General features: G+C 69.0%; 8 protein-coding genes. 6 read left to right on the top strand and 2 right to left on the bottom strand.

Annotation, left to right across the window (positions count from 1 at the left end; genetic code table 11):
* Positions 1-77: 77 nt before the first annotated feature.
* From ABZ570_RS16170 to ABZ570_RS16155, 4 genes are read left to right on the top strand one after another with little or no spacing between them, the layout of a single operon-like run.
* Complete coding sequence (locus tag ABZ570_RS16170; protein WP_358063232.1) at positions 78-6,314, top strand: protein kinase; 6,237 nt, start codon at positions 78-80, stop codon at positions 6,312-6,314.
* 54 nt (positions 6,315-6,368) lie between these two features.
* Entirely contained in the window at positions 6,369-9,314 is a 2,946-nt protein-coding gene (locus ABZ570_RS16165; protein ID WP_358063229.1) for a DEAD/DEAH box helicase, read from the top strand.
* Positions 9,314-13,402 (top strand): DNA methyltransferase, encoded by a 4,089-nt coding sequence (locus ABZ570_RS16160; RefSeq protein WP_358063226.1) that lies wholly within the window; start codon positions 9,314-9,316, stop codon positions 13,400-13,402. The genes ABZ570_RS16165 and ABZ570_RS16160 overlap by 1 nt, the downstream gene beginning before the upstream one ends.
* Positions 13,403-13,452: 50 nt before the next feature.
* Entirely contained in the window at positions 13,453-14,424 is a 972-nt protein-coding gene (locus ABZ570_RS16155) for a hypothetical protein (RefSeq protein WP_358063223.1), read from the top strand.
* Between the two features lie 86 nt (positions 14,425-14,510).
* On the opposite strand, the gene ABZ570_RS16150 is transcribed toward ABZ570_RS16155, so the two are convergent.
* Positions 14,511-14,669 carry an AlpA family phage regulatory protein gene (locus tag ABZ570_RS16150; RefSeq protein ID WP_358063348.1) on the bottom strand — a complete coding sequence of 53 codons (159 nt, stop codon included), beginning with the start codon at positions 14,667-14,669 and terminating at the stop codon, positions 14,511-14,513.
* 151 nt (positions 14,670-14,820) lie between these two features.
* A complete protein-coding gene (locus tag ABZ570_RS16145; protein WP_358063220.1) occupies positions 14,821-15,057 on the bottom strand; it encodes a GntR family transcriptional regulator in 237 nt (78 codons plus the stop codon).
* Positions 15,058-15,452: 395 nt separating this feature from the next.
* On the opposite strand from ABZ570_RS16145, the gene ABZ570_RS16140 reads away from it, so the two are divergent.
* The gene (locus ABZ570_RS16140; RefSeq protein ID WP_358063217.1) at positions 15,453-16,334 is read left to right on the top strand and encodes a helix-turn-helix transcriptional regulator; all 882 of its coding nucleotides are present in this window, start codon (positions 15,453-15,455) and stop codon (positions 16,332-16,334) included.
* Entirely contained in the window at positions 16,327-16,518 is a 192-nt protein-coding gene (locus ABZ570_RS16135; protein WP_358063213.1) for a DUF397 domain-containing protein, read from the top strand. Before ABZ570_RS16140 ends, ABZ570_RS16135 begins: the two co-directional genes overlap by 8 nt.
* Positions 16,519-16,600: the final 82 nt, after the last annotated feature.

The following is a 16,600-nucleotide window of genomic DNA, read 5'->3' as shown; positions in this document are numbered from 1 at the left end:
GTATCGGTTGCTGATTGACGTTTCGCGGACCGGGTAGCGAGCGAGGGGCGTTGAGGGTGACGGGGACAAACGATTGGGTGGCGGGTAGGTTCCGCCTGCAGAGTGCCATCGGTAAGGGCAACATGGGCGAGGTCCATCGTGCCGAGGACATGTCCGTGCCGGACGGCTCGGCCGACCGGGTCGTCGCGCTCAAGCTGATCCTGCGCAGCCGGTCCGGTGCCATCATCGACACCTCCGCCGACAGCAAGGCGAGGCAGCGGTTCGAGCGCGAGATGCGCATCATGGGCCAGCTCGATCACCCCAACCTTCCGCGCATCATCGCCGGCGCTGCCGACGTCGACGAGCTGCCCTACATCGCGATGGAGCTCCTCGACGGCGAGACCCTGCGGGATCTGGTCTCCGAGCACCCGCAGCTGCCCATCTCCTGGGCCGCCGCCATCGGGGCGCAGATCGCCGCCGGCCTCTCGGCCGCGCACGCCGCGAAGATTGTCCACCGGGACCTGAAGCCGTCCAACGTGATGCTGCTTCGCACCGGGGCCATCAAGGTCCTCGACTTCGGCATGGGCCGGATAGTCGACGACAGCGACGCCGGCAGGGTGACGAGCACCGGCGTCACGGTCGGCACCGCCCGCTACATGGCCCCGGAGCAGTTCCTCGCCGCGGCGGTGACCCAGGCGGCCGACCTGTACGCGCTGGGCTGCGTGCTGTTCGAGCTGCTCACCGGTGTGCCGCCGTTCCTCAGCGAGTCCGCCCACGAGCTGGGCCAGAAGCACCGCGAAGAGCCCGTCCCGTCGATCCGGCTGCTGCGTTCGGACGTACCGGGCGACGTGGCGCGGTTGATCGAACGCCTGCTCGCCAAGGACCCGGCCGACCGCCCGGCCGACGCCGTCGAGGTCCGTGACGCCCTCCTGCCCCACGCCAAGGGTGCCGACAAGGTCTCGGGGTGGGAGGCGTTCGACCCCGTGCGGTACGTGGCGGACACGGGTGGCGTCGCCAGCGTCCCGGCGACGCCCGCCCGACCCGCCGGCGGCGCGTCGGCGGAGTCGGCTCTCGCGGGGATGGACGTCTTCGGCGTGCACGCGCAGCTCATCAGGGACTATCGGGCGTTCACCGAGGGCGGCACGATCATTCGGGACGACCGGATCGCCGCGTTCGTCGAGGACGATCTGGACGCCAAGTCGCAGTGGCCCGACCCGTGGGTCTCGCTCAACCCGTTCTTCGCCTCGGGCGGCTCTGTCCTCGAGCTCGTCAGCCAGGGCCTGCTGCACGAGGAGTGCGCCCGGATCTTCCAGGCGCGAAAGACCGAGGGCGGCAGGTCCTGCGACGGTCGCCCGCTGACGCTGCACCAGCACCAGCGGGAGGCGATCGAGAAGGCGCAGTCCGGCACGTCCTATGTGCTGACCACCGGCACCGGCTCCGGCAAGTCGCTGTCGTACATCGTGCCGATCGTCGACCGGGTGCTCAAGGCCCGCCAGCAGGAGGGGCCCAAGGCGACCAAGCGGGTCCGGGCGATCATCGTCTACCCGATGAACGCGCTGGCCAACAGCCAGCTCAAGGAGCTAGACAAGTACCTTCAGGACGGCTACGGGCCGGGCCGCGAGCCGGTCACCTACGCCCGGTACACCGGCCAGGAGAGCGACGAGCGGCGCAAGGAGATCCGAGACAGCCCGCCGGACATCCTGCTCACCAACTACGTGATGCTGGAACTGATGCTCACCCGCCCGGACGACCGGCGGTCGCTGGTCAGGATGGCCAAGGGGCTGGAGTTCCTCGTCTTCGACGAGCTGCACACCTACCGGGGCCGGCAGGGCGCCGACGTGGCGCTGCTGATCCGCCGGGTGCGCGAAGCCTGCCAGGCGGAGCAGCTCCAGTGCATCGGCACGTCCGCCACCATCTCTAGTGAAGGCACGATTGACGACCAGCGCGCCGTCGTCGCGCGGGTGGCCAGCACCCTGTTCGGCACCGAGGTCACGCCCGAGAACGTCATCGGCGAGACCCTGGTCCGGGCCACCGCGCCGGCCCCGGATGCCGTACCCGTCGAGCGGTTGCGTGCGCCCGGCGCGCCGCGCGCGTATGACGACCTGGTGAACGACCCGCTGGCCCGGTGGATCGAGACCCGATTCGGCCTCGCCGAGGACCCTACCGGGCGCCTCGTCCGGCAGCGGCCCGCAAAGATCGAGCGCGCCGCCGCCGAGCTGGCCGAGGCCACGGGGCTCACCGAGTTCGTGTGCGTCAAGGCCATCCGGGACACCCTCAAGGCCGGCTCGGAGGCACGGCACCCGGTCACCGAGCGGCCCTTGTTCGCCTTCCGGCTGCACCAGTTCCTCTCCAAGGGCGACACGGTCTACGTGACGCTGGAGGACCCCCTCACCCGCCACCACACCCGCGACTACCAGCTCGTGCTGCCCGGCCCGGAGCGCAAGATCCTGCTGCCCGTCGCGTTCTGCCGCGAGTGCGGCCAGGAATACCTGACGGTCTTCCGCAGCGAGCGGGACGGCGCCGTCGTCTACGAGCCGCGCCGGGACACCATCGCCACCGGAGGACGTGCCGGCGACGGCTACCTTTACATCGACACCGCCCGGCCATGGCCGACGACGGTGGAACGGGCGATCGAGGAGCGCCGCCTGCCGGAGTCGTGGCTGGAGTCCGACGACAGCGGCCAGGAGACGGTGCGTAGCTCCTACCGGGACCGGCTGCCGACCGCCGTCACCGTCGACCCTCAGGGCCGCGAGGGCCGCGGCGAGTTGGCCGTCGCGTTCGTCCCCTCGCCGTTCCTGTTCTGCCTGCACTGCGGCGTCAGCTACGAGCAGATTCGGGGCAAGGACTTCGCGAAGCTGGCCACCCTTGACCAGGAGGGCCGGTCCTCGGCGACCTCGCTGGTCTCCGCGTCGATTGTGCAGTCGCTGCTCAGCGCGCCCGCCGAGGCGCTGGACGAGAAAGCCCGCAAGCTGCTGACGTTCGTCGACAACCGGCAGGACGCCTCGCTCCAGGCCGGGCACTTCAACGACTTCGTGCAGATCACCCAGCTACGCGGCGCGCTCTACCAGGCGGCCGTCGAGGCCGGCGAGGACGGCATCACCCACGAGGAACTGGCCGCCCAGGTGACGGCGGCGCTCAAGCTGCGGCCCGGCGACTACGCGCGCGGCGACAACCTGCCGCCGCTGATGATGAGGAACGCCAGCAAGACGCTGCGGGACGTCGTCGCATACCGCCTCTATCTGGATCTGGAACGCGGTTGGCGGATCACCATGCCCAACCTGGAGCAGACCGGGCTGCTCATGATCGACTACCCCGACCTCAACTGGATCGCCCGCGACCAGGACCGGTGGAGCGGGACCGACAATCGGCTGCGTGACGCCGAGCCTGACCAGCGGGCCGAGATCATGCGGGTGCTGCTCAACGAGATGCGCCGCTCGCTCGCCATCGACGTGCAGTACTTCCGCGACGACTTCGACTCCCTGCAACGGGCCAGCGAAGAGCGGCTGATCGACCCGTGGGTGCTGTCTGCCAGCGACCGACCGAAGGTCGGCACCGCGTACCCGCAGGGGTCGAAGCCGGGGCTGGACCGCTCCGGGCTGTTCCTGTCCGGGCGCGGCAAGTTCGGCAAGTACCTGCGGCGGGCGCACTTCGGCACCGCCCTGACGTTCGACGACGCCCAGCGGATGATCGTGGAACTGCTCAAGGTGCTCAGCGACGGCGGCCAGGTCACCGAGGTCGCCGAGGCGCCGCAGCGCCCGGGGCGCTTCCGGCGGGTCGCCGGGGCACCGCTCACCGGCTACCGGGTGTCCGCCGCCGCGCTGGTCTGGCGGGCCGGCCGGGGCGAGACCGGCACCCACGACCCGCTGACCCGCACGTACGCCAGCGGCGACGGCCCCCGGGTGAACACCTTCTTCCGGGACCTCTACCGCAGCGCCGCCGGCACCCTGGCCGGGCTCACCGCCCGCGAGCACACCGCCCAGGTCGACCCGGCCGAACGCGAGCGGCGCGAGGAGGCGTTCCGCAAGGCGGAGCTGCGGCTGCTCTACTGCTCGCCCACCATGGAACTGGGCGTCGACATCTCGGAGCTCAACGCCGTGATGATGCGCAACGTCCCGCCCACCCCGGCCAACTACGCGCAGCGTAGCGGCCGGGCGGGGCGCTCGGGGCAGCCGGCGCTGGTGACGACCTACTGCGCCACCGGCAACAGCCACGACCAGTACTACTTCCGCCGCTCAGAGCGGATGGTCGCCGGCGCGGTCGCCGCGCCGCGCCTCGACCTGGCCAACGAGGACCTGGTGCGCTCGCACGTGCAGGCGATCTGGCTGGCGGAATCCGGCATCAAGCTGGGCCGCACCATTCCGGAGACCATCGACATCAGCTACCCGGAGGACTCCCGCCTGCCGAACCCGGCCCTGCCGCTGCACGACCACATCACCGCCGCGCTGCACGACGGCGACTCGCGGGAAAGAACGGCCCGAGCCGCCCGCCGGGTGTTCGCCGGGCTGCTGCCCGAGTACGCGCAGTCGAGCTGGTGGGACGACCGGTGGATCGAGGACACCGTCCGGACCACACCCGACCGCTTCGACCGGGCCTTCGACCGGTGGCGGGACCTGTTCCGAGCGGCGCTGGTCGACCAGGCCGAGCAGAACCGGCGCGTGCTCGACCACACCCTGTCCGAACGGGACCGCAACATCGCCGTGGGCCGCCGCAAGGAGGCCGAGACCCAGCTCAACCTGCTCAAGAACGAGAGCGTCGACAGCAAGTCGGTGCTGTCGGACTTCAACCCGTACCGCTACCTGGCCAGCGAGGGCTTCCTGCCCGGCTACTCCTTCCCCCGGCTGCCGCTGGCCGCGTACGTGCCGACGACCGGGCGCAGGTTCGGCGACGGCGACTACCTCCAGCGCCCGCGGTTCCTCGCCATCCGGGAATTCGGCCCCGGCGCGCTCATCTACCACGAGGGCGCGCGCTACCAGGTCACCCGGATCCAGCTGCCGCCGGACGCGGCAGGCGACGTCACCACCAGCGCGGCGCGCCGGTGCGCCCAGTGCGGCTACCACCATGACGCCCGGCACAAGGCCGACCGCTGTCAGATGTGCGACGTGCCACTGGGGGAGGAGACCACCGGGCTGCTGCACCTGCACACCGTCTACACCCGGCGCCGAGAGCGCATCTCCTCCGACGAGGAGGAGCGGCGCCGCGCCGGGTTCCGGCTGGTCACCTCGTACCGGTTCCATGACCACGGCGCCCGGCCCGGCCGCCGCGACGCCATCGTCGCCGACGACACCGGCGGGCTGGCCACCCTGTCGTACGGCGACTCGGCGACCGTGCGCATCAGCAACGTCGGGCGGGTCCGGGCGAAGCCCGACGAGCCGGACGGCTTCTGGCTCGACCCGGCCGACGGGCGCTGGATGAACGAGCGCGACGCCGGCGAGGCGGCCGGCGACTCCAGCGAGATGCCGGTCGTCGACGCCGACGGCAACGAGAAGCGCCGCAAGAAGCGCGTCATCCCGTACGTGGAGGACCGGCGCAACATCCTCGTCCTCAAGCTCGACGAGCCGCTGGACGAACCGGTCGCGCTGTCGCTGATGTACGCCCTGGAACGCGGCATCGAGGCAGCGTTCGAGCTGGAGGACTCGGAGCTGACCACCGAGCTCCTGCCGCCGGCGCAGGGTCCGCGCAGCCGGATGCTCTTCACCGAGGCGGCCGAGGGCGGGGCTGGCGTGCTGCGTCTGATGCAGTCCGATCCGCGCGCCCTCGCCCGGGCCGCCGCCGAGGCCCTCGCGATCTGCCACTTCACGCCCGACGGCACCGACCTCGGCGGCCCGGACAGCGACGACAAGGACCGGCGCTGCGCCATGGGCTGCTACGACTGCCTGCTCACCTACGGCAACCAGCTCAACCACCGGTTCATCGACCGGCACCTGGTGCGCGACCTGCTGCTGCGCTTCGCCGCCGCCACGGCCGCCCCCACCGGCCAGGGCGAGTCCCGCACGGAGCAGCTCCAGCGGCTGAGCGAGCAGTCGGACACCGCGCTGGAGAAGAAACTCATCACCTGGCTCAAGGAGCGCGGCCTGCGCCTGCCCGACGAGGCGCAAACCCTTGTCACCGAGGCGCTGGCCCAACCCGACTACGTCTACCGGCTGCCCGGCGTCCCGGTCGCTGTCTTCGTGGACGGCCCCGTGCACGACCACGAGACGGTCGCCCAGCGCGACCGCGACGCCGAGGAACGGCTGCACGACGCGGGCTGGGAAGTCATCCGCTTCCCGCACGACGCCGACTGGGCGGCCATCGTCGCGAAGCACCAGGACTGCTTCGGCACCAGCGCCACCCGCTGACCCCAACAGCACCAGCACACACAACCGAACACCACGACGCGCGAGGACCCCCTCATGACCACCCCCTTCAGCGCCGGCACGCTGGTCTCCGCCCGAGGCCGCGACTGGGTCGTACTGCCCGAGAGCGCCCCCGACATGCTCGTGCTCCGCCCCCTCGGCGGCGCGGACGACGACATCGCGGCCGTCTTCCCCGCCTTCGAGACCGTCAAGAGCGCCGAATTCGCACACCCGTCGCCCGCCGACCTCGGCGACGCCCAGGCCGCCGGTCTGCTCCGGTCCGCGCTGCGGATTAGCTTCCGCTCCGGTGCCGGCCCGTTCCGCTCGCTCGCCGGGATCGCCGTCGAGCCGCGCGCGTACCAGCTCGTGCCGCTGATGATGGCGCTGCGCCAGCAGACCGTCCGCATGCTCATCTCCGACGACGTCGGCATCGGCAAGACCGTCGAGGCCGGCCTCATCGCCAGCGAACTGCTTGCCCAGGGCAGCGCCCGCGGCCTGGCCGTGCTCTGCTCGCCCGCGCTGGCCGAGCAGTGGCAGGAGGAGCTGCGCACCAAGTTCGGCCTCGACGCCGAACTGGTCCTCGCCTCCACCGTCTCCCGCCTGGAACGGGGCCTGGACCTCGGGCAGTCCCTGTTCGACCGGCACCCGTACGTCATCGTCTCCACCGACTTCATCAAGTCGACCCGGCACCGCGACGACTTCGTCCGGCACTGCCCCGACCTGGTCATCGTCGACGAGGCGCACACCTGCGTGGCCGCCGACGACACCACCTCCACCCAGAACCAGCTCCGCTTCGAGTTGCTCCAGCGCGTTGCCGCCGACGCCGAGCGGCACCTGCTGCTGGTCACGGCGACCCCCCACAGCGGCAAGGAGAACGCCTTCCGCAACCTGCTCGGCCTCCTCAAGCCGGAGCTGGCCACCGTCGACCTCGCCTCGGACGCCGGCCGCCGGGCGCTCGCCCAGTACTTCGTGCACCGCAAGCGCGCCGACGTCCGCCAATATCTCACCCGCGAGGACGGGCTAGCCGACGACAGCCTCGCCGAGGAGACAGCGTTCCCCGCCGACCGGCACTTCAAGGACGAGACGTACAAGCTCTCCCCGGCGTACCGGGCGCTGCTCGACGACGCCATCGCGTATGCCAGCGAGCGGGTGACCGCCGCGGACCGCCGCGGCCGGCGGGAGGCCCGCATCGCCTGGTGGTCGGCGATCGCCCTGCTGCGCTCCCTGGTCTCCTCGCCGCGCGCCGCCGCCCAGACCCTGCGCACCCGTTCGGCGACCGCGGCGGCCGCCACCGCCGAGGAGGCCGACCGGCTCGGCGCGCCGCTGACCAGCGACTTCTCCGACTCCGATGCCCTCGAAGGCCTCGACGCCGCCCCCGGCGCGGAGGCCGCCGAGGTCGAGCACGCCGGGGCGCGGCTGGCCGAGCTGGCCGACCGGGCCGCCGCGCTGGAGGGCCCGACCGAGGACAAGAAGCTCGCCGCCCTCGTCACCCACCTCAAGGCGCTGCTCAAGGGCGGCTACCACCCGATCGTCTTCTGCCGCTACATCCCCACCGCCGAGTACGTCGCCGAACACCTCGACGGCAAGCTCGGCAAGAAGACGATCGTCCGCGCCGTGACCGGCACCCTCTCGCCGCAGCAGCGCATCGAACGCATCGAGGAACTGGCCCGCGACGCCGGCGACGACCCCGCCGCCCGGCGCGTCCTCGTCGCGACGGACTGCCTCTCCGAGGGCGTGAACCTCCAGCACCACTTCGACGCCGTCGTCCACTACGACCTCGCCTGGAACCCCACCCGCCATGACCAGCGGGAGGGCCGCGTCGACCGGTACGGCCAGAAGCGCAACGTCGTACGGGTCATCACCCTCTACGGCAGCGACAACGGCATCGACGGCAAGGTCCTCGACGTCCTCATCCGCAAGCACCGCCAGATCCGCAAGGACCTCGGCATCTCCGTTTCCGTGCCCGACGCCGCCTCCTCGGGGGTGACCGACGCGATCGTCGAGTGGCTGCTGGTGCGCGGCCGGGACGGCGAGCAGGCCAGCCTTTTCGACGTCGACGAGTACCGCGCCATCGACAAGAAGGCCGCCGCCCTGGCCGCCGACTGGCAGTCCGCCGCCGAGCGGGAGAAGACGTCCCGATCCCGGTTCGCCCAGCACTCGATCCGCCCGGAGGAGGTGGCCCGCGAGGTAGCCGCCGTCCGCGACACGCTCGGCCGCGCGCAGGAGATCCGTTCCTTCGTACGCCAGTCGCTGCGCGCCCTCGACGGCGTCCTGCGCGATGACCCGGCCCGGCCCGGCGACTTCACCGCCGAGCTGAGTGGCACGCCCGCCGGCTTGCGCGACGCCCTCGCCCCCGTCCTCGGCGGCGACGCCGTCGAGACCGGCCGTCCCGTACCGTTCCGGGCGACAGCGGCCGTCGACCGCCGCGAGGCCGCCCTGGTCCGCACCGACCCGGCGGTGGTGGCGCTCGCCGGGTACGTCCTCAACGCCGCCCTCGACGAGCAGGCCCCCGGCCCGCGCCCGGCCCGCCGCTGCGGCGTCATCCGCACCCGGGCCGTCGCCACCCGCACCACCCTGCTCGTCGTCCGCTACCGCTTCCACCTCACCCTGCCGTCCCGCACCGGGATGCGGCAGCTCGTCGCCGAGGACGCCCGGCTGCTTGCCTTCCAGGGCGCGCCCGGCAACGCCCGCTGGCTGGCCGCCGAGGACGCACTGGCGCTGCTCGACGCCACCGCCGACGCCAACACTGACCCCGGCTTCGGCGAACGCACGATGGAGCGCGTCCTCGACGACCTGCCCGCCGTCGACGACCACCTCCGGGCGTACGGGGAGGAGCTGGCTGCCGATCTGCTCACCTCCCACCGCCGGGTGCGTAGCGCCTCCGGCGAGATCGTCCGGGGCCTCACCGTCACCGTCCAGGACCGCGCCGACGTCCTCGGCGCGTACGTCTACCTGCCCCTTCCCGCCGCCGCCACCCCCACCGCCGCCGGAGGCACCGCCTGATGTCCGCCACCGCCCGCAACCAGGTCTTCACCGCCGTCCACACCATCGGCGGGTTGCTCCCCGCCGACATGCTGGTCCGCATCGCCGAGGGCCGGGACGTCAGCGGCTGCAAGCCCGCCGACTACCGGGTGGTCGGCGCCCGCTCGGTCCGCGACGACGCCGAACGCCACTGGGACTACCTCAAGGCGGTGTGGAAGGACCTGCGCGACAAACTCCCCGCCGCCCCGGAGGCCGACACCCCCGCCGACCCGACCGGCCTGGCCGTCACCCAGTGGCTCGAACCGCTCTTCACCGAGCTCGGGTTCGGCCGGCTGACCACGCTCGGGGCAACCGGCATCACCTCGGACGACGGCGGCAAGACCTTTCCGATCAGCCACCGCTGGAACCACGTCCCGGTGCACCTGGCCGCCTGGAACGCCACGCTGGACAAGCGCCCGGCCGGCGGCGGCGTGCCGCCGCAGTCGCTGGTGCAGGAGTGCCTGAACCGCTCGGAGGCGCACCTGTGGGGCGTCCTCACCAACGGCCGGCAGCTCCGGCTGCTGCGCGACTCCAACGCCCTCGCCACCGCCTCGTACGTCGAGTTCGACCTGGAGGCGATCTTCGACGGCGAGCTTTTCAGCGAGTTCGTCCTGCTGTACCGGCTCCTGCACGTCTCCCGCTTCGAGGTGGGGGAGGAGGCGGCCCCGTCGACCTGCTGGCTGGAGAAGTGGCGCACCGAGGCGATCGCCGCCGGCACCCGCGCACTCGACCAGCTCCGCAAGGGTGTGCAGGACGCGATCACCGCGCTCGGCACCGGCTTCCTGCGCCACCCCGACAACGGCGCGCTGCGGGAGAACGTCGACCCGCAGGCCCTGCACAACGCCCTGCTGCGCCTCGTCTACCGGCTGCTCTTCCTTTTCGTCGCCGAGGACCGCGACGCGCTGCACCACCCCGACGCCGACCAGAAGGCCCGCGAACGGTACGCCGCCTACCTCTCGTCCGCCCGCCTACGGACGCAGGCACGCCGCCGCCGAGGCACCACGCACAACGACCTCTACCAGGCGCTGCGGATCGTCCTGGACGCGCTCGGCAACGAGAACGGCCGCCCGGAACTGGGCCTGCCCGGCCTCGGCGGACTCTTCGACCACGACCCGGTTACGGATGAGCCGCTGAAGGGCCTGTCGTTGTCCAACGAGTACCTGCTGACGGCCGTCCGGCACCTGTCGCAGGTGCGGGACGCCAGCACCCGCCGGTGGCGGTCGGTCGACTACCGCAACTTGGACGCCGAGGAGCTGGGCTCGATCTACGAGTCCCTGCTGGAGCTGGTGCCGAAGCACAGCGCGGTGGACCGCACCTTCGAGCTGGTCGAACTTGCCGGCAATACCCGCAAGACCACCGGCTCCTACTACACGCCGTCCTCGCTGATCGAGTGTCTGCTCGACTCGGCGCTCGACCCGGTCATCGACGACGCGGTCAAGCGCGCCGAGCAGGCCGCGACCGCGGCCGGGCAGCCCGACCCGAGCGACGTCATCGTCAACGAGCTGCTGTCGCTCACCGTCTGCGACCCGGCCTGCGGCTCCGGTCACTTCCTGGTCGCCGCCGCCCGCCGGATTGCCAAGCGGATCGCCGCCGTGCGCGAACGCAACCCCGAGCCGACCGTCGACGCCGTCCGCCACGCCCTGCACGAGGTCGTTGCCCGCTGCATCTACGGCGTCGACCTCAACCCGATGGCCGTCGAGCTAGCCAAGGTGTCGCTGTGGATGGAGGCCCTGGAGCCGGGCAAGCCGCTGAGCTTCCTCGACGCGCACGTGAAGTGCGGCAACGCGCTGATCGGCGCCACGCCCGCGCTGCTGAAGCAAGGCATCCCCGACGCGGCGTTCAAGCCTATCGAGGGCGACGACAAGAAGTACGCCAAGGGCCTGGAGAAGCAGAACGCCAAGGAGCGGCAGGGACAGAGCAGCCTCTTCGACCTGAACGACGAGGCGAAGGTCGCCAACACTGTCTTCGCCCAGGGCCTGCGCCTGATCACAGCGGCCTCCGCCCACAGCCTCGGCGACGTTCGCAGGCAGGCGTCCGCCTACCAGAACTGGAAGACCTCCGCGGACTACGCCCGCGCCCTGCACGTCGCGGACGCCTGGTGCGCCGCGTTCATCTCGAAGAAGACGCCGGACGCCCCGCCCGCCGTCACCCACGGTGTCCTCCGCGCGCTGGAGGACCCCGACGCCGCAGCCGCGCCGCAGGCGACCCACGACGAGATCGTCCGGTTGCGCGGGCAGTACCAGTTCTTCCACTGGCACCTGGAGTTCCCCGAGGTCTTCGAGGTCCCCGAGTACGGCGGGGGTGTCGACCCGACGACGGGCTGGGCGGGCGGATTCGACTGCGTCCTGGGCAACCCGCCGTGGGAGCACCTTGAACTCAAGGAACAGGAGTTCTTCTCGGCGCGGGCGTCCGAGATTGCCGAAGCGGCGGGGGCGAGGCGCAAGAGGCTGATTGACGAGCTGCGCACCGCGAATCCGATGCTGCACGAGGCATATGAAACCTCGAAGCGTCAGATAGACGGAGTGCGGCACTTCGCCAGCAACTCCGGAGTCTTCCCGCTGTGTGGCCGTGGTCGGATCAAGACGGATCCGGTATTCGCCGAGCAGGGTCGCAAGTTAACGGCCCCGTTCGGTCGGATGGGAATGATCGTCCCGACAGGCATCGCAACGGACGCGACAACGCAGTTCTTCTTCAAGGACCTCGTGCTGACCGGCTCGATCGCAGCGCTCTACGACTTCGAGAACCGGAGTGGACTTTTCCCGGCTGTCGACTCGCGCATGAAGTTTGCCATTTTGTCCCTAGCCGGGCGCGCCCTCCGCGAACCGGTCGCCAAGTTCGCCTTCTTTCTTCAGGATCCGACCGAGCTAGGCGAAGCCGACAAGTCCTTCACCCTCACGCCGGAGGAGATTAGCCTCATTAACCCCAACACCGGCACCTGTCCGGTCTTCCGCTCCCGCCGCGATGCCGAGATAACCCTCGATATCTACCGTCGGATTCCGGTCCTCCTCAAGGAGGGCGACCCGAATGGCAATCCGTGGGGCGTGTCGTTCATGCAGGGTCTCTTTAACATGACCAGCGACTCGCATCTCTTTCATACTCGCGAAGAGCTCGAATCCGACGGCTGGGCCCTCAGCGGCAACGTTTTCACTAAGGGCTCAGCCAAGATGCTCCCGCTCTATGAGGCGAAGATGCTCCACCACTACGACCACCGCTGGGCCACCTACAACGACGACGGCACTACGCGTGACCTGACTCCTGAGGAGAAGCAGGAACCATCGACTGTTACCCAGCCGAGGTATTGGATCGACAAGCTAGAAATTGAAGAAGCTGTGTCAGGCAGGGGTTGGACGCGGAATTGGTTCCTGGGCTTCCGTAAAATATGCCGGGCTACAGACGAGCGAACAGCCATTTCTTACGCCTTTCCGGCAGGAGGACTGGGTGACTCTGGTAATATCATAATGCCAACCGCTAGCGAATCCCCAGCCTTGCTATATGCCAATGCGACCGCTCTCGTTCTGGACTACGTTCTCAGGCAAAAGCTTGGCGGAACCAACCTCAACTTCTTTCAATTCGAACAGCTGCCCTTCCTTAAGCCAAGGGATGTAGAGCCGCACAACAGGTTCATTGGAAGTCGTGTTCTGGAGCTCACCTATTCCGCCATTGACATGGCTCCCTTTGCTCGTGAGTTCGGCGAATCCGAAGCGCCATTCCGGTGGGATGAAGAGCGTCGGTCGGTAATCCGGGCCGAATTGGACGCATTGTTCTTTCACCTGTACGGGGTCGCTCGGGATGATGTGGACTACATCATGGAGGCGTTCCCGATTGTCAAGCGGAAGGATGAGGCGAAGTACGGAACGTACCGGACAAAGGAACTGATCCTCGCGGAGTACGACCGGATGGCGGCGGCCGGCATCAGCCTGACCAACCCGCTGGTGGACGGAGAGAACTACCAATCGGCACTCAGCCCGTCGCCTGGCCATGGTCCGCGCCACAGGGCCGCCTTGGTCTTCCCTCGACGTACCGCAGGGGAGCCCGCGATCCAAGGAGCAGGGCAAGTTCGACTTGATTAGCCGAAAGGGCCGAACGTGCGTGCTCGCGCGCATAACAGATGGGATCATCAATGTGGGATTATGACAGCTTGATCGGTAAAGCGAAGGTCTACTTCACGCGCGCCCAAGAGCATCCAAAGGCTGATGACGAAGTCATGGCGATCTGGCTGCTACTCGGGCTTGAGTTCCTTCTTCGTGCTCCGCTTGCCAAAGTAAGCCCGATTCTCCTTGCAGAACCGGAGTTTTCTCTCGACGCCGCAGGATTTCCCTCGCCGGATGGGGCTGAGCCGAGATCTGTTACGACCAAAACTGTTGTCACTCGCCTGCAGCGTATTGTCGATGGCTTCACGCCAGAGAGGTCAAAGGACGCGAATTTCTTGATTAGTATTCGCAACAAGGAGCTGCATACTGGTTCCGTTGCTGTTGGACTCGATCCTGCTACATGGCTCCCGCGGTTCATAAGGGTTTTGGATGTTATTTGTGATCATCTGTCGCTTCCGGCGGGTCATCTCGTCGGATATGAATTAGTGGAACAGGGGCAAGCGCTCGTTGACGCCGAAGACAAGCGGCTTGTCTTTGACATCAAAGGCAAGATCACGTCATGCAAAACTGTCTACGAGATTCTTCGACCGGACGAGCTGGCGGTCCGGAGGCTTGATATCCCTGATCCTCTAGGTCAGTTTGAAACGCTTCCTGGTCTTGGCCCCGGGCCGAGTTTCGATGCTTTCAAAGCATGGCAGAAGATTGTGGGAGAGACCGGCTACGAGCCCGAATTTGTGGACTGCCCGGCATGCGGCGAGCGCGCGGCGGTGCGGCTGAAGAATGTTCGAGCCGCGGGTGAGCGGCTAGAAGGCGAATCAATCTTCCGTGACATTGTATTTGTCGGGACTGGACTGACATGCGTCGTGTGCGGCTTAGCCCTTTCGAGCACTGCTGAACTCCGCGCCGCCGGGGTTAGCCAGCAGTATAAGCGTGAAGAGGAGGAGAGCCTAGAGGACCGGTTCGGTATTTCGTACGACAGCGAGGATTACGGCAGCGATTGAAACGCGTGGCATTGCACGGATGTGATCTCGGCGATTTACCTAGTCCGCTAATCGAACCGGCCGGCGGGTAAAAAGGCTGAGCTACTCTACCGTTCTCGAGATTCGGCCTGATCTCTGATCCACCGCTCCACGTCCTCGGCTCGCCAGATCCATACGACCGACAGGATGGCCACCGGATCGGGAAATGACTCCGAGTTGGTGATCTGGTAGGCACGCGTACGAGAGACGCCCAGCATCTCCTGCACTTCCTGGCTTGCCCCCAGCCGAAGCTTCCCCAATCCCTTACGGTAGGAGCACACGAACAGACAAGGAAGACGGCCTGCTGCACTGCCAGCATCCCGATCCGATTTTGTCTGACTGCTCGGGTCCCGGTTCGGCTTGGACGTCGCCCGGGTGCTATGAATCCTGTTCTGACGTATCGGCCACGAAGACACCCAGCCCTTGCCTGCCTACCAACTCGCCGGATTCGATCATGGAGTCCACCGCCCTTCGGACGGTTGCCGAGCTTGTCGAGTGCTGGTCCATCAGTTCGCGGGTAGTCGGGATCTTCTCGCCCGGCTTCAACAAGCCCGCCTTGATCCTGGCCCGCAGGTCATCACGGATGGATCTCCAGAGAGGCTGGGCGTACGGCATGTCCCGATAGGACCACCAGCCGGGGCCGGGTAGACGAGCAACCCGAACTTTGCTAGGAAGCCTAGGAAAGCGCGATATGCTGACGGCGTCGGGGCAGAGGAGGGGCATGGGCCAGCGGTGGAAGTGGTTCTTGCGGCCGGGAACGGTCGCAGTTGACCTGGTCGGGCAGGTCGTACCGGATAGCGACGTGTTGGGGCGCGACCGGCGGCCGAGCGCGCCGGACGGCGTACCCGCTGGGTTGATGACCTCGCGGTGCGGCGGCGCGCTCGTCTACGAGCGGCCGGCGCGGCGGCGGGCGGCTCTCACGCCGAACGAGCGCGCGGACCGCTACGACCCGAAGCCGCCCGGTGTCCGGCAGCGCCGAGCGGACCGAAGAGCCGAGGGGCGGGGATCGGATGCCTGAGGATCTGGGGTCGACGGTGCCGCGGAGGCAGCTCGGGCGGGCGTTGCGGGAGCTGCGGACCGAGGCGCGGATGACGTTGGACGGCGCGGCGGAGGCGTTGCAGTGCAGCCGGCAGAAGGTGTGGCGGATCGAGACGGGCCTGTGCGCGGTACGCGGGCTCGACGTGCGGGCGATGTGCGAGCTGTATGCGGCGACGCCCGAGCTGGCCGGCGCGCTGGTCGCCCTGGCCGGGGAGACGCGGGCGAAGGGCTGGTGGCACTCGTACGGCGACACGGTCCCCGACTGGTTCGAGCTGTACGTCGGCCTGGAGTCCGCCGCGTGCCGGCTGCGCGAGCACGACGACGCGCTGGTCCCCGGGCTGTTGCAGACCCGGGGATACGCGACCGCTGTCTGCCAGCACCGGCCGGGCCTGACGGGGGACGAGCGGGAGCGCCTGGTCGAGGTGCGGCTGCAGCGGCAGATCCTCCTGCGGCGGCGGCTGCCTCCGCCGCCGCGATTCGACGTGATGCTCTCCGAGGCGGTGCTGCTGCGCGGCGTCGGCGGCCCGGCGACGATGGCGGAGCAGCTACGGCACCTGGTGGAGGTGAGCCGCCTGCCGCACGTGTCGATCCGGGTCCTGCCGCTGGCCGCCGGCCTGCACTACGGCGCCGTCGCGGGCGCGTTCGTGGTGCTCGACTTCCCGCTCGTCAACCGCGTCGAGCCGGAACCGTCGGTCGTCTACAGCGAGTCGCTGACCGGCGCGCTCTACCTCGACCGGAAGGAAGAGCTTTCCGCGTACGAGGACATCTGGGCCAGCCTCGACTCGCTGGCCCTGGACCAGGAGCAGTCCCGACACCTGATCGGGAAGATCATGCAGGAGGTTCACCATGGTTGACCTGACCGGCGCGAACTGGCGCACCAGCACCCGCAGCGGCGACAACGGCGGCAACTGCGTGGAGGTCGCCGACAACCTGCCCGGCGTCGTCGCCGTACGCGACAGCAAGGATCGCACCGGCCCGGTCCTCGCCTTCGCCCCCGACTCCTGGACGGTGTTCGTCCGCGTGTTGATCTGCCGGTGAACAGGTCGGCTTGTCCCACCAACGGTGGGCGCCATGACCCTCACCGTCGTACCGACCGACACAGCCGTGTTGCGGGATCGCT

This window comes from Micromonospora sp. NPDC007271, from assembly GCF_040634005.1.
Taxonomy (GTDB): domain Bacteria; phylum Actinomycetota; class Actinomycetes; order Mycobacteriales; family Micromonosporaceae; genus Micromonospora.
The sequence above is the reverse complement of the archived record's forward strand: the minus strand, read 5'-3'. Positions and strand labels throughout refer to the sequence as shown.